This window comes from Streptomyces sp. Wb2n-11 (genome assembly GCF_001049855.1).
GTDB classification, from domain to species: domain Bacteria; phylum Actinomycetota; class Actinomycetes; order Streptomycetales; family Streptomycetaceae; genus Streptomyces; species Streptomyces altiplanensis.
The window spans coordinates 5746125-5770144 of the sequence record NZ_CVPB01000001.1 but is presented as its reverse complement, the minus strand read 5'-3'; the positions used below and the strand labels follow the sequence as shown (position 1 = coordinate 5770144).

Annotated in this window: 21 protein-coding genes and 3 pseudogenes; 8 read left to right on the top strand and 16 right to left on the bottom strand. The window is 71.9% G+C overall.

What is annotated here, in order from left to right; all coding sequences use genetic code 11:
• Positions 1 to 105: 105 nt before the first annotated feature.
• From BN1555_RS40590 to BN1555_RS26280, 5 genes and pseudogenes are all read left to right on the top strand, one after another.
• A pseudogene (locus BN1555_RS40590) lies at positions 106 to 401 on the top strand (haloacid dehalogenase); the annotation flags it as partial.
• 283 nt (positions 402 to 684) lie between these two features.
• Positions 685 to 945, top strand: coding sequence for a helix-turn-helix transcriptional regulator (locus tag BN1555_RS26295; protein ID WP_093801685.1), 261 nt, complete (start codon positions 685 to 687; stop codon positions 943 to 945).
• A gap of 138 nt (positions 946 to 1083) precedes the next feature.
• A complete protein-coding gene (locus tag BN1555_RS26290; protein ID WP_255306170.1) occupies positions 1084 to 2355 on the top strand; it encodes a tyrosine-type recombinase/integrase in 1272 nt (423 codons plus the stop codon).
• Positions 2356 to 2453: 98 nt separating this feature from the next.
• Positions 2454 to 2567: pseudogene (locus BN1555_RS26285) on the top strand (3-hydroxyacyl-CoA dehydrogenase family protein); the annotation flags it as partial.
• Positions 2568 to 2714: 147 nt separating this feature from the next.
• The gene (locus tag BN1555_RS26280) at positions 2715 to 2972 is read left to right on the top strand and encodes a hypothetical protein (RefSeq protein WP_093801684.1); all 258 of its coding nucleotides are present in this window, start codon (positions 2715 to 2717) and stop codon (positions 2970 to 2972) included.
• A 31-nt stretch (positions 2973 to 3003) separates the two neighbouring features.
• Here BN1555_RS26280 and BN1555_RS26275 read toward each other — a convergent pair whose 3' ends face one another.
• The 10 genes from BN1555_RS26275 to infC form a co-directional block, all read right to left on the bottom strand.
• Positions 3004 to 3534 carry an NUDIX hydrolase gene (locus BN1555_RS26275; protein ID WP_093801683.1) on the bottom strand — a complete coding sequence of 177 codons (531 nt, stop codon included), beginning with the start codon at positions 3532 to 3534 and terminating at the stop codon, positions 3004 to 3006.
• Between the two features lie 51 nt (positions 3535 to 3585).
• A complete protein-coding gene (locus BN1555_RS26270) occupies positions 3586 to 4929 on the bottom strand; it encodes a tetratricopeptide repeat protein (RefSeq protein ID WP_093801682.1) in 1344 nt (447 codons plus the stop codon).
• Positions 4930 to 5209: 280 nt separating this feature from the next.
• The gene (locus BN1555_RS26265; protein ID WP_093801681.1) at positions 5210 to 6295 is read right to left on the bottom strand and encodes a PP2C family protein-serine/threonine phosphatase; all 1086 of its coding nucleotides are present in this window, start codon (positions 6293 to 6295) and stop codon (positions 5210 to 5212) included.
• Positions 6296 to 6472: 177 nt separating this feature from the next.
• Positions 6473 to 9001, bottom strand: coding sequence for a phenylalanine--tRNA ligase subunit beta (gene pheT, locus BN1555_RS26260; protein WP_093801680.1), 2529 nt, complete (start codon positions 8999 to 9001; stop codon positions 6473 to 6475).
• Complete coding sequence (pheS, locus tag BN1555_RS26255) at positions 9001 to 10128, bottom strand: phenylalanine--tRNA ligase subunit alpha (RefSeq protein WP_093801679.1); 1128 nt, start codon at positions 10126 to 10128, stop codon at positions 9001 to 9003. Before pheS ends, pheT begins: the two co-directional genes overlap by 1 nt.
• A gap of 168 nt (positions 10129 to 10296) precedes the next feature.
• The gene (locus tag BN1555_RS26250) at positions 10297 to 11427 is read right to left on the bottom strand and encodes a sensor histidine kinase (protein ID WP_093801678.1); all 1131 of its coding nucleotides are present in this window, start codon (positions 11425 to 11427) and stop codon (positions 10297 to 10299) included.
• A 131-nt stretch (positions 11428 to 11558) separates the two neighbouring features.
• Entirely contained in the window at positions 11559 to 12416 is an 858-nt protein-coding gene (locus BN1555_RS26245; protein ID WP_093801677.1) for a TrmH family RNA methyltransferase, read from the bottom strand.
• Between the two features lie 140 nt (positions 12417 to 12556).
• Positions 12557 to 12943 (bottom strand): 50S ribosomal protein L20, encoded by a 387-nt coding sequence (gene rplT / locus BN1555_RS26240; protein WP_028815427.1) that lies wholly within the window; start codon positions 12941 to 12943, stop codon positions 12557 to 12559.
• Positions 12944 to 13047: 104 nt separating this feature from the next.
• Entirely contained in the window at positions 13048 to 13242 is a 195-nt protein-coding gene (gene rpmI / locus BN1555_RS26235; RefSeq protein ID WP_093801676.1) for a 50S ribosomal protein L35, read from the bottom strand.
• A gap of 123 nt (positions 13243 to 13365) precedes the next feature.
• Positions 13366 to 14010, bottom strand: a complete 645-nt coding sequence (gene infC / locus BN1555_RS26230; protein ID WP_255306457.1) for a translation initiation factor IF-3 — start codon at positions 14008 to 14010, stop codon at positions 13366 to 13368.
• Positions 14011 to 14392: 382 nt separating this feature from the next.
• Between infC and BN1555_RS26225 the strand changes: the two genes are divergently transcribed.
• Entirely contained in the window at positions 14393 to 14755 is a 363-nt protein-coding gene (locus tag BN1555_RS26225; protein ID WP_093801675.1) for a DUF1844 domain-containing protein, read from the top strand.
• 78 nt (positions 14756 to 14833) lie between these two features.
• Here BN1555_RS26225 and BN1555_RS26220 read toward each other — a convergent pair whose 3' ends face one another.
• Positions 14834 to 15562 (bottom strand): SseB family protein, encoded by a 729-nt coding sequence (locus BN1555_RS26220; RefSeq protein ID WP_093801674.1) that lies wholly within the window; start codon positions 15560 to 15562, stop codon positions 14834 to 14836.
• Between the two features lie 64 nt (positions 15563 to 15626).
• Between BN1555_RS26220 and BN1555_RS26215 the strand changes: the two genes are divergently transcribed.
• On the top strand, positions 15627 to 16295 hold the full coding sequence (locus BN1555_RS26215; RefSeq protein WP_093801673.1) for a serine hydrolase: 669 nt from the start codon (positions 15627 to 15629) through the stop codon (positions 16293 to 16295).
• Here the strand turns inward: BN1555_RS26215 and mycP are convergent.
• Both mycP and BN1555_RS26205 read right to left on the bottom strand, forming a co-directional pair.
• Positions 16270 to 17471: pseudogene (gene mycP, locus BN1555_RS26210) on the bottom strand (type VII secretion-associated serine protease mycosin). The gene BN1555_RS26215 and the pseudogene mycP sit on opposite strands and share 26 nt — an antisense overlap.
• Positions 17468 to 18316: a hypothetical protein gene (locus BN1555_RS26205; RefSeq protein WP_093803656.1), complete on the bottom strand. Its 849-nt coding sequence runs from the start codon at positions 18314 to 18316 to the stop codon at positions 17468 to 17470. Before BN1555_RS26205 ends, mycP begins: the two are co-directional and overlap by 4 nt.
• Before the next feature lie 782 nt (positions 18317 to 19098).
• Here BN1555_RS26205 and BN1555_RS26200 point away from each other — a divergent pair.
• The gene (locus BN1555_RS26200) at positions 19099 to 20301 is read left to right on the top strand and encodes an amino acid deaminase/aldolase (RefSeq protein WP_093801672.1); all 1203 of its coding nucleotides are present in this window, start codon (positions 19099 to 19101) and stop codon (positions 20299 to 20301) included.
• 72 nt (positions 20302 to 20373) lie between these two features.
• Here the strand turns inward: BN1555_RS26200 and BN1555_RS26195 are convergent, their stop codons facing one another.
• Genes BN1555_RS26195 through BN1555_RS26185 form a run of 3 tightly spaced genes read right to left on the bottom strand, consistent with a single transcriptional unit; the run spans position 20374 to position 23973 of the window.
• Positions 20374 to 21207: a 3-oxoacyl-ACP reductase gene (locus tag BN1555_RS26195; protein ID WP_255306168.1), complete on the bottom strand. Its 834-nt coding sequence runs from the start codon at positions 21205 to 21207 to the stop codon at positions 20374 to 20376.
• Positions 21208 to 21211: 4 nt separating this feature from the next.
• Entirely contained in the window at positions 21212 to 22597 is a 1386-nt protein-coding gene (locus BN1555_RS26190; protein ID WP_093803654.1) for an aldehyde dehydrogenase family protein, read from the bottom strand.
• An 8-nt stretch (positions 22598 to 22605) separates the two neighbouring features.
• Positions 22606 to 23973 carry a glutamine synthetase family protein gene (locus BN1555_RS26185; protein ID WP_093801671.1) on the bottom strand — a complete coding sequence of 456 codons (1368 nt, stop codon included), beginning with the start codon at positions 23971 to 23973 and terminating at the stop codon, positions 22606 to 22608.
• Positions 23974 to 24020 lie beyond the last annotated feature (47 nt).

Sequence of the window (24020 nt, the reverse complement as noted above, 5' to 3'; positions counted from 1 at the left end):
CCGATGCTGCATGTCGTCCTGAGCGCCAGTTCGTTCCGGCGGCCGTCTCCCACGGGGGCGGCCCGCGCGTCGGGCCAGGTTTCGGCCGACAAATATGAACGCCCCATGATTCGTGCGGTGGTCTTCGACGTCGGTGAGCGTCTGGTGGACGCGACACGGGAGTACGGGACGTGGGCGGACTGGCTGGGGATGCCTCGGCACACACGTTCACAGCGGTGATCACGCGCGGGCTGGACTACCGGAAGGTGTTCCAGGAGCTCCGGCCCGGCTTCGATCTCAACGCCGAGCGCGAGACGCGCGCCGCGGCAGGGCAGCCCGAGTACCCCGACGTCCGCGACAGCCTCGCCGCCCTGCGCGCGGACGGGCTGTGGCTGGGCATCGCCGGGAACCAGACCGTGCGCGTCGATATAGCGAGTACATCGTCGGTGCCCAGGTGGAACGACCCGCCGGTCCCCTTCGTGGCCGAGCGGCCGGCGGCGATCCAAGGCGCGGAAAACGGTCGAGTTCGCCAGGGCCCAGGCGTAACGATGCTGGGCAGGACTTTGCTCGACGCCTGGGCGAAGCATGTAAACCGCATCGAACTAGAAATACGAGACCCCCGCTTACCACAAAAGCACGGTACGCCCAAACCGCGACTCGTCAGGGACTCTTGCAGTCGGTCGATTCGACAGGCAGGTGCGCACCATGGACGAGAGCAAGAACTGCATACCCGAAATGGCATTCCTCACGTTGCACAAGGCGGCGGTCTATCTCGGCATCTCTCCCAACACCCTTTACGTGTGGCGCCATCGCCGACAAGGGCCGCCCAGCTTCCAGATGGGCCGACGCGTGATGTACAGGATCTCCGCGCTTGACGAGTGGGTGGACCGGCAAGAAAGGGCGGACTCTCGATCGAATCCTGCCTTGAATCCACTGAACCGCAAGCCGCTGCGTCGCGCATCGTGACGTCCACGGCAGCACAGAGCATCGACACCAACCCGACATCAATTCAAACTGCCGCAGCGGGATATGACCTGTCGCGAAGAAGCGTTCCCAACACCGTCAAGCACTCGGAACGCATCATTCGCACAGGCAGGAGGCCCCATGGCGGGCTACATCGAGGATCGTTGGCTCAAGAAGAGGCCGGACAAGACGACTGGCAAGCGCGAGCGTACTTCCATCTGGGGGAAGGGGAAGCGGTACCGTGTCAAGGGCATTCCTGGTATCCAGGACAGGTCCTTCGACACGAGCGAAGACGCCAAGCGCTGGCTCGCGGAGGCCCAGACGGACTCCAGCAGGGGCGACTTCGTCGACCCGCGGAATGGTGCCATCTTGCTCGCCGATTACATCGCCGACCACTGGTGGCCCAGTCGAACGGATGAGCCGTCAACTGCGGGTCCCATGCGGAGCCGGATCTGGAACCACCTGATTCCCCTGCTCGGCTCGTATCCTCTGCGCGAGATCGACGCCTCGGCCCTTCGCCGGTTCAAGGCCGACTTGCTCTCTCGAGTCGAGGAGTCTTCCGCCGAGATCATATGGATACACCTCACCACCATCCTGAATGCCGCGGTTGATGACAAGCGCCTGCTGAAGAGCCCCGTCGCTGCCCACCGATCGATCAAGCGGCCCAAGCCGGTCGGCAAGAAGGCGAAAGCGTGGTCTCGAACCACGGTCGACGCGGTGCGGGACGGACTACAGGAGCGGTACCGAATCGCCGTGGACCTCGGGCTCGCACTCGGAGTTCGCCAAGGCGAGGCGCTCGGCCTCGCGGAAGAGGACTTCGACTTCGGGGCGGAGGTGGTCCACATACGGCGCCAGCTCCGCTGGGACGGGAAAGGGCGGCCGTACTTCTGCCTCCCCAAGGGCCGAAAGACCCGTGATGTTCCCCTTCCGCCGAACCTCGCCCGCCGCGTTCGGCTCCACTTCCAGCTCTTCCCGCCGGTCGAGTGCACCCTGCCGTGGCGTAATCCTGAGACGCCGGCGACCGAGTTGGAAGAGCGTCAGCGCAAGCCGATCACCGTGCGACTCGTGCTGAGCACCTCCCACGGGCTTCGGATCAATCCCGGGACTTGGAACGAGCGCAGCTGGAAGCCCGCTCTCGTAGCCGCAGGGGTTCTGCGCCAGGTGGGCGAGAAGGCGGAGAGTTACGGTTCCCGCGTCCGTCTCCACCCCGTATACGAGCGCTCACGGCCGGACATGTTCCACGTCCTGCGCCACACCTTCGCGAGCGTGCAGTTGGAGGCCGGCGAGTCCATCGTGAGCCTGGCAACCTGGTTGGGCCACTCCTCCCCCAAGGTCACGCTCGACTACTACGCTCACTTCATGCCTGGCGCAGGCAAGCGCGGGCTGGCCGCGATGGATACATGGCTCGTGTGATGCAGGATCGAAAGTCCCCGAGAAGTCCCTGGCGCCGGAAAAGCCGCCGCACAACCAACGAAAGCGCAGGTCACAGGGCTGTACGCAGCGCCGCCCAGTTGTACGCCGAGTACAAGGAGCCGCTGTACGCCGCTCCCCCGCTGCTCCAGCGCATGGTGGACGCGGGCAGGCTGGGGCGTAAGACGGGATCCGGTTTCTACCCGTACGCCTGAGCCCTCCTGGTCCGCGATTCGCACGGAGTGTGCGGGGCGTACACGCATATGCCCCGCACACACGCTCCCGCCATGGGCACAGGGCGAGTTGGCTCTGTGTCACATGCACGGGCCGTCGGACGGCCCTGTCGGAAGAAGGAGCGGACCGTGAGTATCGACCCCGACCAGACCGTGGTCGCAGAGGAGTACGCCGAGTTACGTCGCTGCCTCGACGTGGGGCTCACCAGGATCGACGGACATCTGGCGCTGCTGGCCCACCGGGGCGACCAGGCCGGCAGTGACCTGGCCGACCTGGCCGCGCGGGTGACGGCCCTGGAGCACAACCGCTGGCCGCTGCCCACCGTCTCGGCACTCACCGCGGCCGGAGCGCTCGCGGTGACCGTCTGGCAGGCCGTCGGCCGCTAGGCCCTCCGGCCGTGAGCCCGGGCCCGCGGTTCTAGCCCAGGCGCAGGTGGTGCAGCATCAGCAGCCCGGCCGCCATGTTGGCGGCCGGGACCTCACCGCGGGCCACCATGTCGGGAACCAGTTTGAGCGGGACCCACTCGCGCCGCGAGGACTCGAAGTCGTCCTCGGGGTGGCCGGTGTACGTCGCCTCCTCGGCCCAGTAGAGGTGGTGCCGGGCGTCGGTGAGGCCGTTGGACGGCTCGACGGTCAGGAGGGGGCGCAGCGGCCCGGGCCGCCAGCCGGTCTCCTCCTCCATCTCACGCGCCGCGGCGGCCTCGACGTCCTCGCCGTCCTCGACGACTCCCGCGGCGAGTTCCCAGCCCCAGCTGTCGGTGATGAAGCGGTGCCTCCAGAGCATCAGCACCTCGTTGGCCTCGTTGACCACCGTCGCCACGGCCACCGGACGCAGCCGTATGACGAAGTGGTCGAGATGCCGGCCGTCGGGGAGTTCGACATCCGCGAGGTTGACCCGGAACCAGCGGTTCTTGTAGACGTTCTGTTCGCTTAAGTTCGTCCACTGCACTGTTGTGCCACCTTTCGACAAGTAGGTGACAACATCGCAGCAGCAGCACGGTCACAGCGGAACGCGCAGAGCCCCGTCGATCAGTTCGGCCGCCTCGTCGGCGCCTGCGCATCCGCTTCCCACCAGATGCTCGCGCACCGCCCGCAACCGGTCGCGCAGCCGCTGCGACTCCATTCCCTGCGCCCGTTCGGCCATCTCCGTCGCGATCTCCACGGCCCGGTCCGCCCTGCCCTGGCGCAGCTCGATGTGGGTGAGCATGGCGAGCCGGTGCACCCGCCCCCGGTCGTGCGTCGCGGGAGAGCCGACCGCCGCCGTCGCGTGTTCCCGTGCGGCGGGCAGATCACCCAGGCTGAACAGGGCCTCGGCCACCTGGACGTTCACCAGGCCCGGCTGGACGTACCCCGTCTCGTCCGGTTCGCTGCCCGGTCTGATGCACTCGGCCTCGCTCTCCGCGCGCCGGATGCAGGACAGGGCGCCCTTGCCGTCGCCGAGGTGGGCGTACGCCTTGGCCTGCATCGCGTGCAGGTCGGCGGCCAGCGCCGGGGTGATCTGCGTGCCCGCCGTGCGCAGCGCCGCCTCCGCGAAGGCCACCGCCTGCCGGTATTCGGCCATGAACAGCGACTGGTTGACGAGCAGCGCGATGATGTACGCGCCCAGCCCCCGGTCCCCGCTGGCCTTGGCGAGCCGCAGGGCCTGGTGGAAGTAGCGCTGGGCGAGCCCCTGGGCGTCCGAGTCGTACGCGCAGATGCCGGCCACCGCCACCAGACCGCCCGTCGCCCGGTGCAGGTGACGCCCCACGGCGTTGGAGTAGCTGCCGCGCAGCAGAGGGGCGGTCTCCGCGTTGAGGAAGCCGACGATGCGCGAGCGCGTCGCGATGCCGCCCGCCTTGCGGTACATCAGTTCGTAGTGCGCCCGGGCCGCGCGCAGCATCTGTATGTCGGCGACGCTGACGCGCGTCTGCCCCTTGCGCGAGACGTCCGCGTCCTCCGGCGGGTTCTCCCACTCCCACACGGGCATCACGGCCGGTGTCCCGGTCACCGCGGGCGCTCCGATGATGTGGGGCCGCTGCTGTTCGTCGGAGCGCCACAGCGCGGTGGCGCGCTCCACGAAGCCCGTCAGCGGGGAGCCGTGCGGCATGCCCGTTCCGCCCGGCGAGCCGAACCCGATGTCGTCCAGCGTTATCGGCCGGTGCAGCCGGGCCGCGAGGACCTCGCAGATCAGGTCGGGCACCTGGCCGCGCGGGCGCTGGCCCTTCAACCACCGTGCCACGGCGGTGTGTTCGTACCTCAGCGCCAGACCTCTCGCGCTGCCCGCCTGGTTCACATGGGCGGCGAGGCCTGCGTTGGAGATGCCCGCCTCGTCGAGCAGGGCGTCGAGCAGGGTATTGGGCTGCATGGCCTCTCCGGTGGCTCGGTACGGGCGCAATACGCCAGCGTAGTGGAGCTGCTTTCACACGGGGTGTGAACCGAATGCCCGCGTTCGTGCCCCGCGTGCTCTCCCGCGCGCACACCGCGACCGCTTGACTTCAAGCGCCTCTCCACGAGGCGGCCGGGCCGTCGGCTCCCCCCTCATCACAGTGCGGCGGCCCGATCCCGCTCCGTCCGTCCCGCTGGTCTGCCCGACACTCCACGGCAGGGCGAACGGAGCGGGCCCCGGGCTCCGGAGCGACGGCCGGTCAGCGGTGGGAGGGCTCCGCGCGTAAGCGGCGCGGCTCCTGATCCCCGGGAGCCGCCGGCGACCGGCTGCGGTCCTTGCGCAGGACGAGCAGGGCGACGTCGTCGGTGAGCCGCCCGCCCGTGTGCCGCAGCAGCGCCGTGTGCACGCGCCGCACCACCACGGCGGGTGAGACCGGCGAGCCCGCGGCGGCGGCCTCGGTGAGCGCCGTCCGCAGGCAGAAGAACGTCCCGTCGGCGTTGCGGGCGTCCTCGGCGCCGTCGGTGTGCAGGACCAGCGTGTCACCGGGAAGCAGGTGCGTGCAGCGGTGTGCGGACAGGCCGTCGGGCAGCGGGAACGGACCGAGCGGCGGCAGCGGGTCCCCGCCCGCGAGCGGTTCGGCGGACTCGCGCAGCCGGTAGGGCCACGGGTGGCCGCAGTTGAGCGCCAGTACCTCGCCGTCCTCGTGGATCTCCAGCAGGAGTACGGTGACGAACTCCTCGGCCAGCGGACTGTCCGGATCGGTACTGCTCACCGACGGGTGCTCGGAGCGCGACCGCTCCCGCAGATGCCGCTGCAGCGCCCGCTCCAGCCTGCGCATGACGCCCGCGAGGTCGGCCTCGTCGTGCGCCGCCTCCCGGAAGCTGCCGAGCAGCGCGGCGACCGCCCCGATCGCGGCCAGCCCGTGGCCCCGTACGTCACCGATGACGACCCGCACACCCCCGGCGGTGGCCACGGCCTCGTACAGATCGCCCCCGACCGTCGCGCCACGGCTCACGGAGAGCTGTCCCGCGGCGACGGCGAGCCCGTCGAGCCGGGGCGGCAGCGGGCGCAGCAGCACCTGCTGGGCGGCGCGCGCGACCTCGCGGACCCGGCGCAGCTCCCGGACCGGACCGAGCCTCACGCTCGTCAGCAGATAGGCGACCAGCGCCAGGAAGGCGGCGCACGTCACGAAGCGGGGCGCCATCCCCCCGTGGGAGGCGAACGGGCAGGCCAGCTCCCAGACGGTCGCGGCGACGAGCCAGACGGCGGGGAGTCCGAAGACGAGGACGCCCCGCACGGAGAGCGCCCCCGCACACGCACCCCGCCAGGTCTTGGTACGGATCATCCCGACGGCCCCCTAGGCGCTGGCCCTGTACGACGTACGACGCGCGGCCCTCGCAGCCGGAATGATTGTGCCGACCGTCCGTACCGGTTTGCGCACCCTGCCCACACTTCTCACCCAAATGAGTGAGGGGCGTATCCGTAACCCCGAATACGCCCCTCAGTACCGCTTCACCAGGTGTTACGCCCCGCGCAGCACCGCGCCCGTGCGCTCGCCGGCGAGCGCGACGGCGGCGTCGCGGGCGGCCGAGGCCTCCTCGACGGTCAGCGTGCGGTCGGCGGCGCGGAAGCGCAGCGCGTACGCGAGCGACTTCCTGCCGGCGCCGAGCTGTTCACCCGTGAACACGTCGAACAGCCGCAGCGATTCGAGGAGTTCACCGGCTCCTTCGCGCAGCGCGGCCTCGACGTCCGCCGAGGGCACGTCGGCGGAGACGACCAGTGCGACGTCCTGGGTCGCCACCGGGAAGGTGGAGATCCGGGGCGCCCGGAGGGCTCCGGCGCCGGCCTGCTCCAGCACGCCGGTCTCGACCTCCATGGCGCAGGTGCGCTCCGGCAGGTGGAGCGCCTTGATGACGCGCGGGTGCAGCTCACCGGCGTGCCCGGCGAGGACTTCCTCGCCGTTCACCGTGACGTACAGCGCGGCGCAGCGGCCGGGGTGCCACGGCGCGTGCCGGTCGGCGCGCACGATCAGCTCGGCACCGGCCTCGCGGGCGAGCAGGCGAGCGGCCTCGACGGCGTCCGCCCAGGTGCCCGGACGGCCCTTGCCCCACCAGCCGGCCTGCTCGCGGGCGCCCGCGAGGACGACGGCGGCGCGATGCGGCTGACGCGGCAGCGTGGCGTTGAGACCGGCGATCTCCTCGTCGGTCGGTCGGCGGTCGACGGGCAGCCGCGCGGCCTTGTGTTCTTCCCCGGTCGGCCGGAAGACGAGACCGGCCTCGAAGAGCGCCAGGTCGTGCGAGCCGCGGCCGTCGTTGCGGCGCAGCGCGCCGAGGAGGCCCGGCAGCAGCGTGGTGCGCAGCGCCGGCTCCTCGTCGGAGATCGGGTTGACCAGCTTGACCGTACGGCGGCGGGCGTCGTCGGCGTCCAGGCCCAGCTGGTCGAGCACGGTCTCGCCGATGAACGGGTAGTTCAGCGCCTCGACGTAACCCGCGCCGGCCAGCGCACGGCCGATGCGGCGGTGCAGCCGCTGCCGGTCGGTGAGCCCGCGGCCCGAGGGGGGCGTCGGCAGGGTGGACGGGAGGTTCTCGTACCCCTCCAGCCGGATGACCTCTTCGGCCAGGTCGTTCGGGAAGGCCAGGTCGGGGCGCCAGGACGGCACGGTCACGACCAGTTCGTCCTGCCCGTACACGTCGCAGCCGACCTCCTGGAGGCGGCGTACGACGGTCTCGCGGCCGTAGTCGACACCCGCCACCCGGTCGGGGTGGTTCGCGGGCATCGAGACCGTGCGGGGCGCGGAGGGCGCGATGACCTCGGTGACGCCGGCCTCGGCTGTGCCGCCCGCGAGCAGCACGAGGAGGTCGACGGTCCGCTGGGCGGCGGCGGAGGTGGCCTCGGGGTCGGTGCCCCGCTCGAAGCGCCGGGACGCCTCGGACGACAGCTTGTGCCGCCGTGCGGTACGGGCGACGGAGAGCGCGTCGAAGTGCGCGGCCTCGATGACGACCTCGGTGGTGCCGTTGACGGCGCCGGTCTCGGGGTCGGTCTCGGAGTCGGCGATCTCGGTGTTGGCGCCGCCCATGACACCCGCGAGGCCGATGGGGCCGCGGTTGTCGGTGATCACCAGGTCCTCGGCGTCGAGGACACGCTTCGTGCCGTCGAGCGTCGTGAACTTCTCGCCCTGCTCCGCGCGGCGCACCCCGATCGGCCCGTCGATGCGGGACCGGTCGTAGGTGTGCAGCGGCTGGCCGAGCTCCAGCATCACGTAGTTGGCGACGTCGACCGCGAGCGAGACCGGACGCATCCCGGCCTTCTGCAGCCGGCGCCGCAGCCAGATCGGGGAGCGGGCCTCGGGCTGGAGGCCGACGACCGTACGGGCGGTGAAGCGGTCGCAGCCCCGCGGGTCGTCGACCTTCACGAGGTAGCCGTACGAGTTGGGGGCCGGCACGTCGAGCAGCGCCGGGTCGCGCAGCGGCAGCCCGTACGCGGTGGCGACCTCGCGGGCGACGCCGCGCATCGACAGGCAGTAGCCGCGGTCGGGCGTGACGGCGATGTCGAGGACCTCGTCGACGAGTTCGAGCAGCTCGATGGCGTCGGTGCCCGGCTCGTACTCGGGCGGCAGCACGATGATGCCGTTGCTGCCGTCGTCGCCCATGCCCAGCTCGTCGCCGGAGCAGATCATGCCGTGCGAGGTCTTGCCGTACGTCTTGCGCGCGGCGATCGCGAAGTCGCCGGGCAGGACCGCGCCGGGCAGGACGACGACGACCTTGTCGCCGACGGCGAAGTTGCGGGCGCCGCAGACGATCTCCTGCGGCTCGCCGGTGCCGTTGGCCGTACCGACGTCGACGGTGCAGAAGCGGATGGGCTTCTTGAACTCCGTCAGTTCCTCGATGGTGAGGACCTTGCCGACGACCAGGGGGCCCTTGAGGCCGGCGCCGAGCTGCTCGACCCTCTCGACCTCCAGGCCGGCGGACACGAGCTTGGCCTGCACGTCACGGCCGGTCTCGGTGGCGGGGAGATCGACGTACTCCCGCAGCCAGGAAAGCGGGACCCGCATCAGATCTCCATCCCGAAGGGCCGGGTGAACCGGACGTCACCCTCGACCATGTCTCGCATGTCTTCAACGTTGTGGCGGAACATGAGCATCCGCTCGATGCCGAACCCGAAGGCGAATCCGCTGTACTTCGCGGGGTCGACGCCGCAGGCGGTGAGCACCTTCGGGTTGACCATGCCGCAGCCGCCCAGCTCGATCCAGCCCTCGCTGCCGCAGGTGCGGCAGGGACGGTCCGGGTTGCCGACGGACTCGCCGCGGCAGACGTAGCAGACCATGTCCATCTCGGCGGACGGCTCGGTGAACGGGAAGTAGTTCGGGCGCAGCCGGGTCTTCATGCCCTCGCCGAAGAGCGCCTGGACCATGTGGTCGAGGGTGCCCTTGAGGTCGGCCATGGTGAGGCCCTCGTCGACGGCGAGGAGCTCGATCTGGTGGAAGACCGGGGTGTGCGTGGCGTCGAGCTCGTCGGTGCGGTAGACGCGGCCGGGGCACACGACGTACACGGGCGGCTCGCGGTCGAGCAGCGCGCGGGCCTGGACCGGGGAGGTGTGCGTGCGCAGCACGACACCGGACTCGTCGTTCCTGGCACCGTCGGCGCCCTGCACGAAGAAGGTGTCCTGCATCTGGCGCGCCGGGTGGTCGGGCACGAAGTTGAGGGCGTCGAAGTTGAACCACTCCGCCTCGACCTCGGGGCCTTCGGCGACCTCGTAGCCCATGGCCACGAAGACGTCCGCGACGCGCTCCATCAGCGTGGTCAGCGGGTGCCGGGCGCCGGCCGGGACGCGGTCGTACGGCAGCGTGACGTCCACCGCCTCCTCGACCAGCACGCGCGCGTCGCGCTCCTCCTCCAGGGCGGCGAGGCGGGTGGCGAGGGCCTTGTTCACGGCGCCGCGGGCCATCCCGACGCGCTTGCCGGCCTCGGCCTTGGCGGCCGGCGGCAGCGCGCCGATCTCACGGTTGGCGAGCGAGAGCGGTGAGGCGGGGCCGGTGTGCGCGGTCTTGGCGTGGGTGAGCGCGTCGAGATCCGCCGCGGCGTCGAAGGCGGCGAGCGCCTCGTCCCGCATGCGCTCGATCTCTTCCGGTTTCAGCGCCTCGACCTCAACAGGGTCGTACGACTTATTGGGTGCGGACATCTCTTCCCGTACTTCCGATTGGCTGGTGGCGTGGCCCCCGCTCGACGACTGAGGACGCAAAGGTGCCAAAGGTCGAGTCTAAAGGCCGTGAAGGGTGAAGAAACCCGTGGGCTGCTCAGGCCCGCCCGTCGCCCGCCACCGGCCTGCCTGATTGCTTCGCAAACTTGCCTATTTCAGGTAGGCCGGGGCGCCGACGGGCAAAATAAATCGGAACTCGGCGCCGCCGCCGGGACCGCGGCCGACGGTGATCGAACCGCCGTGCGCCTCGACGATGCCCTTGACGATGTACAGGCCGAGACCGGTGCCACCGCGCTTGCTGCCCCGCCAGAACCGGGTGAAGACGCGGCCCATCGACTCCTCGGGAATGCCGGGGCCTTCGTCGCTCACGGTCACGGCTGTTCCCTTCGTCGGATGGTCGCCGGTCCTCATCAGGGCCGTTCCCACCTCGATGGTGACCGTTCCCGCCCCGTGCCGCACCGCATTTTCCAGCAGGTTGCCCAGCACCTGGTCGATCTTGTCCGGGTCTGCCCAGAGATCGGGCAGCGGCTGCCGGACACGGACGAGGAAGCGGTCCGGCGGCTGGCCGTTGGAGATGTGCGCCTGGACGTGGCGGCCGACCGCCGTCGGGATGTCCACGGGCTGCCTGCGGACCTCAAGGCGTCCGGAGTCGATGCGGGAGATGTCGAGCAGCTCGGCGATCAGCCGGGTGATCCGGCTCGCGTCGGCGTCGACGGTCTCCAGCATCAGCTTCTTCTGGTCGTCGGTGAAGCGTTCCCATTTGGCGAGCAGCGTCGCCGTGAACCCCTTGACCGAGGTCAGCGGGGAGCGCAGCTCGTGGGCGACGGTGGCGATCAGCTCGGCGTGACTGCGCTCGGTGCGGCGCCTGGCCTCCGTACCGCGCAGACAGACCACGACCCGCCGGACGGGTCCGGTGGGCTCGTGGCGTACGTACCGGGCGGAGACCAGGACTTCGCGGCCGCCGGGCAGCAGCAGGTTGCGCTCGGGCTGCCCGGCCCGGATGGCGAGTCCGCCGTACGGATCGGTCAGGCTCCACCAGCGGCGGCCTTCGAGGTCTTCGAGGGGCAGCGCGGTCTCCAGGGGCCTGCCGAGCGCGGCGTCCTTCGGGATGGCGGTGATCCGCGACGCGGCGGCGTTGAAGCAGATGACGCGGCCGCTCTCGTCGGCGACGGCGAGGCCGTCGGGGAGGTCGTCGGGATCGATCCCGTGACCGTCCGTCCCCGCGGACGGACGCGGCAGGGAACCGCTCGCCTTCGACGGACCGCTCGTGCCGACAGCCATCCCCGTATCCCACCTCTTCCGAATGGCGGAGGAGATACCTCCCTGCTCAGGGGCCCCTCCCTGCCCGGACGAAACCGAGAGTCCAGGCGAAGCCGAGAGCTCGGGGGAGGGTCCCCGAGCCCGCCACCCTACTAGCTGGAGGTGACGCTGCGGCACCCTCCGGAAGCACGCTGCGCACGCGCGGAGGCGTAGAGGCACACGGCGGCGGCCGTGGCGAGGTTGAGGCTCTCGGCCCTGCCGTGGATCGGGACGCGCACCACGGCGTCCGCGAGAGCGCGGGTCTCCTCCGGCAGGCCCCACGCCTCGTTGCCGAAGACCCAGGCGGAGGGCCCGCCCATGGTGCCCGCGTCGAGTTCGTCGTCGAGGTCGTCGTCGCCCGCGCCGTCGGCCGCCAGGATGCGTACGCCCGCGCTCTTCAGCCCGCTGACGGCCTGCTCGACGGGGACACCGACGGCGACCGGCAGGTGGAAGAGCGAACCGACCGAGGCGCGCACGGACTTGGGGTTGTAGAGGTCGACGGAGGCGTCCGTGAGGACGACCGCGTCGGCGCCGGCGGCGTCCGCGCAGCGCAGCACCGTACCGGCGTTCCCGGGGTCGCGGACGTGCGCCAGGACGGCGACCAGCCGGGGCTTCGCCGCGAGGATCTCCTCGAAGGGCGAGTCCAGGAAGCGGCAGACGCCGACGATGCCCTGCGGGGTGACGGTCTGCGAGACCTCGGCGAGCACCTCGTCGGGGGCCAGGTGCACGCGGGCGCCGGCGGCACGGGCGGCGTCGACGATCCCGGCGTACCGCTCGGCGGCCTCGACGGTGGCGAAGAGCTCGATCAGGGTCGCCTCGCCGCTGTCGCCGCGGTGTTCGACGGCCTCGCGCACGGCCTGCGGCCCCTCGGCGATGAACCGGCGCTCCTTGCCGCGGAAGCTCCGCTTGGCCAGCCGCTTGGCGGCGGCGACGCGCGGGGATCGCGGGGAGATCAGCTCGGGGGTGCCCATGGTCGGCGGCTCACTTCTCTGCGTATCTCTGCGTACGGGTCTCTGCGTACGAAAGGGGTCGTGCGCGTGGGGTACAACGCACCGGACCCGCAGGCGGCGAACGCCTGCGGGTCCGGTGGACGAAGAGGTGCTGCCTGAGATCAGGCGGCGGTCTTCGGGGCGTTGACGTCGCTCGGGAGCGCCTTCTGGGCGACCTCGACGAGCGCGGCGAACGCGTTGGCGTCGTTGACCGCGAGCTCGGCCAGGATCTTGCGGTCCACCTCGATGTTGGCGGCCTTCAGACCCTGGATGAGGCGGTTGTACGTCATGCCGTTCTGGCGGGCAGCGGCGTTGATGCGCTGGATCCACAGCTGACGGAAGTCGCCCTTGCGCTTCTTGCGGTCGTTGTAGTTGTAGACCAGGGAGTGGGTGACCTGCTCCTTGGCCTTGCGGTACAGGCGCGAACGCTGACCGCGGTAGCCCTTGGCCGCCTCGAGGATTGCCCGGCGCTTCTTGTGGGCGTTGACTGCCCGCTTGACGCGTGCCACTTGTTAACTCCTTGTAGCGGGGCCGCGGTGGAACTCACACGGCCCGGAAACGAATTGGTCTCGGTCGCCCTGACGTCGCGCTCCGGTCACCCGGAGCCGCGACATCACTTGCCGAGAAGCTTCTTGATCTTCGGGGCGTCCGCCGGGGACACCACGGTGGCGCCGGTCAGCGAGCGGGTCTTCTTGGAGGACTTGTGCTCCAGGAGGTGGCGCTTGCCGGCCTTCTCGCGCATGACCTTGCCGGAGCCGGTGAGCTTGAAGCGCTTGCTGGCACCGCTGTGCGTCTTGTTCTTCGGCATGGCGCCGTTCTCTCCTCGTCAGTGGCGTTCCCCCGGCGCGTACGGCCGGACAGCGGGAGCGTCAGATCGTTGGTGTGGACTTCCGGGCGGAATCCGGGGCCGCCTGGATGGCAGCCCCGTGAATCACGCTTCGGAAGGGGTTTCGGGCTGGACCTCGTCCGCCGGCTCGGCCTGCTCGGCCTCGTCGGTGGCACCGCCCTGGCGTTCGGCCTTGCGGGCCGCCTGGGCCTCGCGAGCCTCGGCCATGGCCTCGGTCTTCTTCTTGTGCGGGCCGAGAACCATGATCATGTTTCGGCCGTCCTGCTTGGGGCTCGACTCAATGAAGCCAAGGTCCTCGACGTCCGAAGCCAGACGCTGAAGCAGTCGGAAACCAAGTTCGGGGCGGGACTGCTCACGACCACGGAACATGATTGTGATCTTGACCTTGTCGCCCTGCTTGAGGAACCGGACGACATGACCCTTCTTGGTGTCATAGTCGTGCGGGTCGATCTTCGGCCGGAGCTTCATTTCCTTGATGACCGTGTGCGCCTGGTTCTTGCGCGCCTCACGGGCCTTCATGGCCGACTCGTACTTGAACTTCCCGTAGTCCATGAGCTTGCACACGGGCGGACGGGCGGTCGCCGCGACCTCGACCAGGTCGAGGTCGTACTCCTGCGCAAGCTCCAGGGCCTTCGCAAGGGGCACAATGCCGACCTGCTCGCCGCTGGGTCCGACGAGTCGCACCTCGGGAACGCGAATCCGGTCGTTAATGCGGGGCTCAGCGCTGATGGATCCTCCTCAGTAGCACCACACGACTGTCTGGCAGACAGCCGCGCAACGTCTGTTTCGTGAGACCAACCGAAGGGAGCCATGAAAAATGCCCCGGACGGGAACACAGGCGGGGCTCCTGGAAATACCGGAACACCACCGTGCATCTACCACCACGGGGCGCATCGAGCGGCTCCATCGTCCGTACGGAACGATGGGGCCGCCTGACCGGTGACCCGCAGTCCGCGAGGACAGTCGGGTGGGAGATCGGAGCCTCCACTTGTGGGCCGGGCACACAGGTGTCCGGCCGGTCATTACGCAAGGTTAGCAGCTCTCTGCGGAACGGGCGAACCCGGCCGGACCGGAGCCGGAGCGCTGCCGACCGGGGCATATCGTGTGCGTCATGAGTGACGCGACCTCCCCCAATGAATCCCCCGACTTCGACGCCATGACGCGCGACATCGCGGAAGTCCCGGCAGTCGAGGTGATCGTGACGGTGGCGGTCAACCTGATGAGCGCCGCCGCCGTGAAGCTCGGCCTCACCGAGGACGGCGACGCCCACAAGGACCTCGACGAGGCCCGCAAGCTGGTGCACGCGCTGGCCGGTCTGCTGGACGCGAGCGCGACCGAGATCAGCTCCTTCCACGCGGCGCCGCTGCGGGACGGGCTGAAGTCCCTGCAACTGGCCTTCCGCGAGGCGTCGGCCGTGCCGGACGAGGTCGGCCAGGGCCCCGGCGAGAAGTACACCGGCCCGGTCTACGGCTGACCCGCGGACGCCCGCGGACAGAACGCCGAGGCCCCGGTCCCCCGCTCGTGGGGGCCGGGGCCTCGGCGCGTACGGCCTTCAGCGCGTGAAGAGGGGCTCGCCCGGCGGGACCGCGCCGGGCGGCAACAGGGCCAGGTCGAGGCCGCGCACCAGGCGGGCCCTCAGCGTCTCGTCGGCGGCCAGCGCCCCGGCGACGCGGCGGGCCGCCCCGGCCGGTTCGGCACCGGGGTCGAGGACCAGGGCCAGAGTGCCGTCCGCGCTGCCCGGACCGAGGTGGGCGCGCAGTACGGCGGGCTCCGCGGCCACAGCGGCGCGTACCGCCTCGGTGACGGCCGGGTCGTCGAGCGGCGCCGCGCTGCTGCGGCCCTCGGCGGCGGCGAGCAGCGCGGAACCGGTGAGCTGGTACGGGACCGGCCCGGCCAGGTCGAGGACCAGCGTGTCGGCCCGCTCGTGGGCGAGGGCCTGGAGCGCCTGGCCCAGGGGTACGGCGACGGGGCGCGCCTCGGGGTTCCAGCGGGCCAGGGCCTCGGTGGAGGTGAAGGCGGGCAGGGCGCGGCGCTCGCCGGCCTGGAGGGTCGGCACGGCCATGTCGCTGGTCTTCTCGCGGCGCAGGCCGTTCTCGTCCGTCTCCACCTCGCCGAGTACGGCGACGACCGGAACCAGGAGGCGGGCGCCGGTCAGCGCTTCGAGGACCTGCGGCTCCGCCGCCGGATCCTCGGCCCAGGCGGCGAGCGCCGCGGTCAGCCGCGGGTCGGCGGTGCCGTCGTCTTCGGAGAAACCGGGGTCCGGAATGTTCTTGAGCGCCACGCCCCGAGCCTAGCCGCCGGCCGGCGGGGGTTTTCCCACGGGGCCCGCGGGCACCGCTCCTGCCATGGAGGTGTCCTTCGCCGTGTCCGGGCCGGGGAGCGGGCGGTGCGCCGTGTACGGGGAGGGCCGCTTCCCCGCCGCGAGCGTCGTCAAGGTGGGCATCCTCGCGGCGCTGCTGCTCCGGGCGCGGGACGAGGGGCGGGCTCTGGCGCGGGAGGAGCGGCGGTGCGCCGAGGCCATGATCCGGCGCAGTGACAACGACGCGGCGTCGGCGCTGTGGGCGGTGATCGGCGGCGCGGCGGGGCTGGACGCGGCGCAGGCCCGGCTCGGGCTCACACAGACGGTGGCGGACCGGGCGTGGGGGCGTACGCGGACCACCGCGAGGGATCAGGTGGCGCTGCTGCGGGCGGTGTTCGGGGCCGGGCCCGGTGTGCTGGACGAGGGGTCCCGTACGTACATCGGGGCCTTGATGGGGCAGGTCGCCGCCGGTCAGGACTGGGGGGTGTCCGCGGCCGGTTCCGGCGCCGCGCTCAAGAACGGGTGGATGCCGCGGGACGCCACCGGGCTGTGGGCCGTGCACAGCATCGGGCGGGTGGAGGTGGACGGGCGGGGTGTGCTGGTCGCCGTTCTGTCGGAGGGGCACGCCACCAGGGAGGCGGGGATCGCGGTGGTGGAGGAGGTGGCGCGGGCGGCCGTCGGGGCGGCCGTCAGGAGAACCGGCGGGCGCCCGTGACGCGGCCGGCGCGCCACAGGACGACCGCCGCGGCCAGCAGCAGCACGCCGGCGCCGCCTGCGGCGGGGGCGAGCCAGCCGGCCGGTCCGTCGTCCTCGGGGGCCGGTTCGGGGCCCGTGCCGAAGAACTTCCTGCCGTACGGGGCGGAGGCCGGACGGAGGTCCGCGGGACGCAGCTCGGCGGCGGCCTCGAGCGCGGCGGCCGGATCGACGAAGCCGTAGCCTCGGGCGTCGTCGCGGCCGCCCTCGGGCGCGTCGCGGGCGGTGTCGGCGAGGAGCTTCTTGACCTGGGCGGGAGTCAGTTCCGGGTATGCGGAGCGTACGAGGGCGGCCGCGCCGGAGACGAAGGCGGCGGCGGCGCTGGTGCCCCAGCCCTCGTAGTAGCGGCGGTCGGGATCGGCGATGATCACGTCGACGCCCGGGGCGCTGACGGTCGCGTACCAGCGGCGGGTGGAGAAGGAGGCGTGCGTGCCGGAGCTGTCCACGGCGGCCACCGCGATCACACCGGGATAGGCGGCGGGGTACGAGATGTGGTCGCCCTCCTCGCCGCTGTTGCCGGCGGAGGCGACGACGACGGCGCCCTTGGCGAGCGCGTACTGGACGGCGGCGTCCTCGGCGGCTTCGGGGTGGGCGGACTTGCTGTCGTCGCCGAGGGAGAGGTTGATGACGTCGGCGCCGTGGTCGGCCGCCCAGCGGATGCCCTCGGCGAGGGCGTGGCCACGGGTGGACCGGGACCTCTTGCGGGCGGGGTCGGCGCCTTCGAGGATCACGCGGACCGGGAGGATCTTCGCCTCGGGTGCGATGCCGACCACGCCGTCGGCGCGGCCGGGGCCGTTTCCGTGCCCGGCGATGATCCCGGCCATGGCGGTGCCGTGCCGGGCCCAGGCGCGGTCGCCCTTGCGGGCTCCGAAGCCTATGAGGTCCTTGCCCTCCAGGACCCGGCCTTCGAGGTCGGGGTGGCTGCCGTCCACGCCGGTGTCCAGTACGGCGACGGTGGCGCCCTCGCCCTTGGTCGTGCGCCAGGCCTGGTCGGTGTGCATCGCGTCGAGCGCCCACTGCTGGGCCCGGATGGTGTCGGCGTGGGCGGGGGCGGGGGCAGCAGGGCGAGGGCGGTGGCCGCGAGGGTGGCGGCGAGGGCGCGGCGGGCTGTGCGGGACGGGCGGTTCGGTCGGTTCATCGGGTGGTCTCCGGAGCCGGTCGTGCGGTCGTGCGGAGGCCGCGTTCGACGCGGTCGGCGACGCCCTTCGCCTCGTGGCCCAGCCCCGCCTGGGCGGGGGCGGTCGTCGCGCCGCTCGCGGTGGCCCGGCGGGCGGGCTGCGGGTCGGGAACGGTGCGGCCGTCGGCGAAGCCGGACACGGCGTACACGATGGCGGGGACGTCGGTGAGCACGCTCACCGTCCAGCTCGCGCGCTGCCGGTCGCCGAATCCCTCGGCGACGGTGCCCTCGGCGGGGTAGGTACGGGGCATCAGGTCGGTGCGGTCGGCGAGGCCCTCGTGGGTGAAGCGGGCGCGCAGGGCCTTCATGGCCGGTGCGTCCGCCTCGGTGAAGACCATGCCGACCGTGGTGACACTGCTGGTGGTGGCGTCGGTGTAGGTGGCGCGCAGGAGGCGCAGGCAGCCGACCGGCCGCACCGCCTTGAGCAGCAGCGGGTCGAGGGCTTTCGCGCAGCCGCTCTCGGGGGCGACGGCGACGCGCGTCCAGACGCGGTCGGCGCCTCCGGGGCCCGCGCCGTTGCCGTCGAGGGTGCGCGGGAAGAGCGTGTCGACGGGCACGCTGTGCCAGAGGTCCCGCGCCTCGGCGTACCCGGAGGGGGTGCCGTCCTCGGCGTCCGCGCCGCCGGTGAGCCAGCTCCCGGTGACGGCACCGCCGATGAGTCCGAGCCCGAGTACGAGGCAGGCCGCGGCGGCCACGACGCGGGCGGGGCGGCGGGTACGGACGGGCCGCAGCCGGGTGGTGGTCTCGGCCGGTGCCTCCGGCGCCGCCCAGTGCCGGGGCGCCGCGAACCGGGCGGGGCGGGGCATGCCGGGCCCGGGCGACACGCCGACGGCACCCACGGCGCCGTGCCGTGCGGCGTCGGCGGGCGGGGCCGCGGACGGGGGGACCTCGGGCGGCAGGGCTCCCGGCGGGACGGCGGGACGGCCGGCGGGCACGGGCCGCAACCGCGCGGTGGTCTCGGCCGGCCTCGCGTCACCCCCGCCCGGCGCGGGGGCGGGACGGGGCGGGGCGGTCGCCGGAGCGGGCCCGGCCTGGCTGCCCGCACCGGGGGCCTGCGCCGGGGCGGGGGCAGGGTGACCGCCCGTGCCGGGAGCGGGCGCCTGAGCGGGGCGACGCGGCGCGGGGACGGGAGCGGCCCGGCCGGCGGCACCGGGCGAAGGCGCCGGCGCGGAGGCGGGAGGACACGGCACGGGGGCGGCCCGGCCGGATGCGCCGGGAGCGGGGGCAGGGGTGCTCGGCGCGGGGGGAGAAGCCGGGGCTGCGGGCTCCGGCGCGGCCGGGGGCGGCGGGGTGTGCCAGGTGGCCGGGAGGGGTGGCGTGGTGGGGCGGGGGGAAGAGGGGCACGGTGTGCCTCGGTGCTCATCCGCCCCCCTGTTCGTGCTTCACCCGGCCTGTCACCCCGCGATGCACAATCGCCTTTCGGGGCAGGTCCGTTCGTGTCCTCACCGCGTGGGCGTCACTCTACGGGCTGGCGCGGGCCGGGTGACAATCAGTCCCCGGGCGCGTGGGAACTCGTAGGGACTCGTGGGGATCTGACCGGATGATGATTCCTCTACCCAGCGGTAATCCGCTCTGGCAAGCTCTGGCCATGACACCGCGCGCTGCCGACCGGGTCCGGTACGACCGGGCCACCGCCCACCTCGACGCTCCCGTCGCCGTCGTCGACCTGGAGGCGTTCGACGCCAACGCAGCCGACCTGGTCCGCCGGGCGGCGGGCAAGCCGGTCCGGGTGGCGAGCAAGTCCGTACGCTGCCGGGCACTGCTGGAACGGGTGCTGGCACGGGACGGGTTCGCGGGGCTGATGTCGTTCACGCTGGCCGAGTCGCTGTGGCTCGCGCGATCGGGGTTCGAGGACGTGCTGCTCGCTTATCCGTCGGCGGACCGCGCGGCGTTCGCCGAGCTGGCCGGGGACGCGAAGCTGGCCGCCGCCGTGACCGTGACGGTCGACGATCCGGCGCAGCTGGAGCTGATCGACCGGGCCAGGGAGGGCGGCCGGGAGGAGATCCGGGTCTGCCTGGAACTGGACACGTCGTTGCGGCTGCTCGGGGGCCGCGTCCGGATAGGCTCGCTGCGGTCGCCGCTGCGCGAGCCCGCCCAGCTGGCCGAGCTGGCCCGGTCGGTGGTCCGCCGGCCCGGCTTCCGGCTGGTGGGCGTCATGGCGTACGAGGGACATGTGGCCGGGGTCGGGGACGCGGTCACGGGGCGGCCGGTGCGTTCCCTGGCGATCAGGGTGATGCAGGGGGCGGCGCGCAGGGAACTGGCGGCCCGTCGGGCGGCCGTCGTGCGGGCGGTACGGGCCGTGGCGCCGGACCTGGAGTTCGTCAACGGCGGCGGTACCGGCAGCGTCCAGCACACCGCCGCCGAGCGCGCGGTGACCGAGATCGCGGCCGGTTCCGGGCTGTACGTACCGCGGCTCTTCGACAACTACACCTCGTTCACCGGCCGGCCGGCCGCGCTCTTCGCGCAGCCCGTCGTGCGCAGGCCGGGCGTGGGCGTGGTGACGGTGCTCGGTGGCGGCTACCCCGCTTCGGGAGCCGCGGGCCCCGACCGGGTGCCCGTCCCGTACCTCCCGGAGGGACTGCGGTACGACCCCCGGGAGGGGGCCGGTGAGGTGCAGACACCGCTGCTCGGCTCGCCCGCCGACGACCTGCTGATCGGCGACAAGGTGTGGTTCCGGCACGCGAAGGCGGGCGAGATGTGCGAGCGGTTCGACGCGCTTCACCTGATCGAGGGCGATGCGGTGACGGCGACCGTACCGACGTACCGGGGCGAGGGCCGCACGTTCCTGTAGACCTTCTGGCGTGCAGGCCTTCTGGACCGGAAGGCCGGGACGAGGTCGTCGGCCCGGCCCCGGGCCACCGGTTTAGAGAGGGGTCACGTACGCGCCCGCGATGCCTCCGTCGACCAGAAAGTCGGTGGCGTTGACGAACGACGAGTCGTCACTGGCCAGGAAGGCCACCGCCGCCGCGATCTCGTCCGCCTCCGCGAAGCGGCCGGCCGGGATGTGGACGAGCCGGCGCGCGGCCCGCTCCGGGTCGCTGGCGAACAGCTCCTGGAGGAGCGGGGTGTTGACCGGCCCCGGGCAGAGCGCGTTCACGCGGATGCCCTCGCGGGCGAACTGCACGCCCAGCTCGCGCGACATGGCGAGAACGCCGCCCTTGGACGCCGTGTACGAGATCTGGGAGGTGGCCGCGCCCATGATCGCGACGAACGACGCGGTGTTGATGACGGAACCGCGGCCCTGGCGCTGCATGTAGGGGATGGCGGCCTTGCAGCAGAGGTAGACGGAGGTGAGGTTGACGTCCTGGACGCGCTTCCACGCCTCCAGGCCCGTGGTCAGGATCGAATCGTCCTCGGGCGGCGAGATGCCGGCGTTGTTGAAGGCGATGTCGACCGAGCCGTAGGTGTCGTACGCCGCCTTGAAGAGCGCCTCGACCTGCTCGGCGTCGGTGACGTCGACCCGTACGAACGTGCCGCCCACCTCGTCGGCCGCGGCCTTGCCCGCGCTCTCGTCGATGTCGCCGCAGACGACCCGCGCGCCCTCGGAGGCCAGACGGCGCGCGGCGGCGAGGCCGATGCCGCTGCCGGCGCCGGTGATGACGGCGGTGCGTCCCACCAGGCGGCGGCAGACGGCGGGTTCGTTCCCGGCGGTCTCGTTCCCGGCGGTCTCGTTCCCGGCGGTCTCGGTGTCGGTCATGGTCTCAGGCCTCCGTGCTGATGAAGACGTTCTTGGTTTCGGTGAAAGCGGTGAGGGCGTCGGGTCCCAGTTCGCGGCCGAGCCCCGACTGCTTGCAGCCGCCGAAGGGGGTCGAGTAGCGGACGCTGCTGTGGGAGTTGACGGACAGGTTGCCCGCCCTGACCGCCTGGGAGACGCGCAGGGCGCGGCCCACGTCACGGGTCCAGATGGAGCCGGACAGGCCGTAGTCGGTGGCGTTGGCGAGGCGGACCGCGTCGGCCTCGTCGTCGAAGGGGAGGACGACGGCGACCGGGCCGAAGACCTCCTCCGTCGCGGCGGCCGAGTCAGGCCCCGCGTCGGTGAGGACGGTCGGCGGGAACCAGAAGCCGGGGCCCTCGGGGGCGCTGCCGCGGATCGCCTCCGCGCCCTCGGGGACGTACGAACGCACCCGCTCCAGCTGGGCCTTGGAGATCAGCGGGCCCATCTGCGTCCTGTCGTCCGACGGGTCGCCGACCACCACGCTCTCGACGGCGGGTGCGAGCAGTTCCAGGAAGCGGTCGTACGCCGTGCGCTGGACGAGGATGCGGGTACGGGCGCAGCAGTCCTGGCCGGAGTTGTCCAGGAAGGACATGGGGGTGGCGGCGACGGCGGCCTCGATGTCGGCGTCGGCGAAGACGATGTTGGGGCTCTTTCCGCCGAGTTCGAGGGTCACGCGCTTCACCCGGTCGGCGCACTTGGCCATGATCTGCTTGCCGACGCGGGTGGAGCCGGTGAAGACGATCTTCGCCACGCCGGGGTGCCCGACCAGGGCGTCGCCCGCCACGTCGCCCGCTCCCGGCAGGACCTGGAAGAGGTTCTCGGGGAGCCCGGCTTCGAGGGCGAGTCCGGCGAGGCGCAGGGCGGTCAGCGGCGTGGTCTCGGCGGGTTTGAGGACGACGGCGTTGCCGGCGGCCAGCGCGGGGGCGGTGCCCCAGGCCGCGATCGGCATGGGGAAGTTCCAGGGCGCGATGACCCCGATCACGCCGAGCGGTTCGAGGAGGGTGATGTCCAGGCCGCCCGCGACCGGGATCTGGCGGCCGCTGAGGCGTTCCACTCCCCCGGCGGCGAAGTCGAGCAGGTCGCGTACGTTGCCCGCCTCCCAGCGGGCGTTGCCGAGGGTGTGGCCGGCCTCGCGGACCTCCAGCCGGGCGAGTTCCTCGACGTGTTCGTCGACGGTGGTGGCGAAGCGGCGCAGGAGGCGGGCACGGTCGGCGGGGGCTGTGGCCGACCAGGCGCGCTGCGCCGCGGCGGCCCGTACGACCGCCGCGTCGACGTCGACGGCGGTGGAGGCCGCGACGGTGGCCACGACCTCTTCGGTGGCCGGGTTCAGGATCTGGTGCTCGCGGGGGGATTCGGGGGGGAAGGAGGACAAGGCGGGCCTCACAGGCGTTCGAAGGAGCGGCGGAGCTCCCAGTCGGTCACCGCGGAGTCGAACGCTTCGAGTTCGACCCGCGCCATGTTGCGGTAGTGCGCGACGACTTCGTCGCCGAAGGCGGCCCTGGCGATGGGGCTGTTCTCCCACAGCCCGGCGGCCTCGCGCAGCGACGTGGGCACGTGTGCGTGGTCACCGGTGTAGGCGTTGCCCGTACAGGGGCCGGGGAGTTCGAGCTTGTGCTCGATGCCGTACAGACCCGCCGCCACCAGACCGGCGACCGCGAGGTGCGGGTTGACGTCGCCGCCGGGCAGCCGGTTCTCGAAGCGCATCGAGCGGCCGTGGCCGACCACGCGCAGCGAGCAGGTGCGGTTGTCGTGGCCCCATGCCACGGCGGTCGGGGCGAAGGAGCCGGGCTGGAAGCGCTTGTAGGAGTTGATGTTGGGGGCGTAGAGGAGCGAGAAGTCGCGGAGGGCGGCCAGTTGCCCGGCGAGGAAGTGCCGCATGACGGAGGACATTCCGTCGGGGGTGTCGTCGTCCGCCATGACGTTGCGGCCCCCGGCGTCCTGCAGGGAGAGGTGGATGTGGCAGGAGTTGCCTTCGCGCTCGTTGTACTTCGCCATGAAGGTGAGCGAGACGCCCTCCTGGGCGGCGATCTCCTTGGCGCCCGTCTTGTAGACGGCGTGCTGGTCGCAGGTGACGAGGGCTTCGTCGTACTTGAAGACGATCTCGTGCTGGCCCGGGTTGCACTCGCCCTTGGCGGACTCGACGGTCAGGCCCGCCGCGGTCATCTCGTTGCGGATGCGGCGCAGGAGGGGTTCGACGCGGCCGGTGCCGAGGACCGAGTAGTCGATGTTGTACTGGTTCGCGGGCACGAGGTCCTTGTAGCCGCGGTCCCAGGCCTGTTCGTAACTGTCCTTGAAGACGATGAATTCGAGCTCGGTGCCGACGTGGGCGGTGTAGCCGAGGTCGGCGAGACGCTCCAGCTGGCGGCGCAGGATCTGACGGGGCGCGGCGACGACGGGTGAACCGTCGTTCCAGGCCAGGTCGGCGATGAGCAGGGCCGTTCCGTCGTTCCAGGGGACGCGGCGCAGCGTGGAGAGGTCGGCGTGCATGGCGAAGTCGCCGTAGCCGCGGTCCCAGGAGGCCATCTCGTATCCGTCGGCGGTGTTCATCTCGGTGTCGACGGCGAGGAGGTAGTTGCAGCCTTCGGTGCCGTGGTCCAGGACGTCGTCGAGGAAGAACCGGGCGGCGAACCGCTTGCCCTGGAGACGCCCCTGCATGTCGGGGAAGGCCAGGACGACTGTGTCGATCTCACCGCTCGCCACGAGGGCGCGGAGCTCCTCCAGGGAGAGCGGGGGTGTGCGGTCTGCCACGGAAATTCCCTCCTTCGGTCAGCCGGAAGCCATAAGGTATTGCCGAA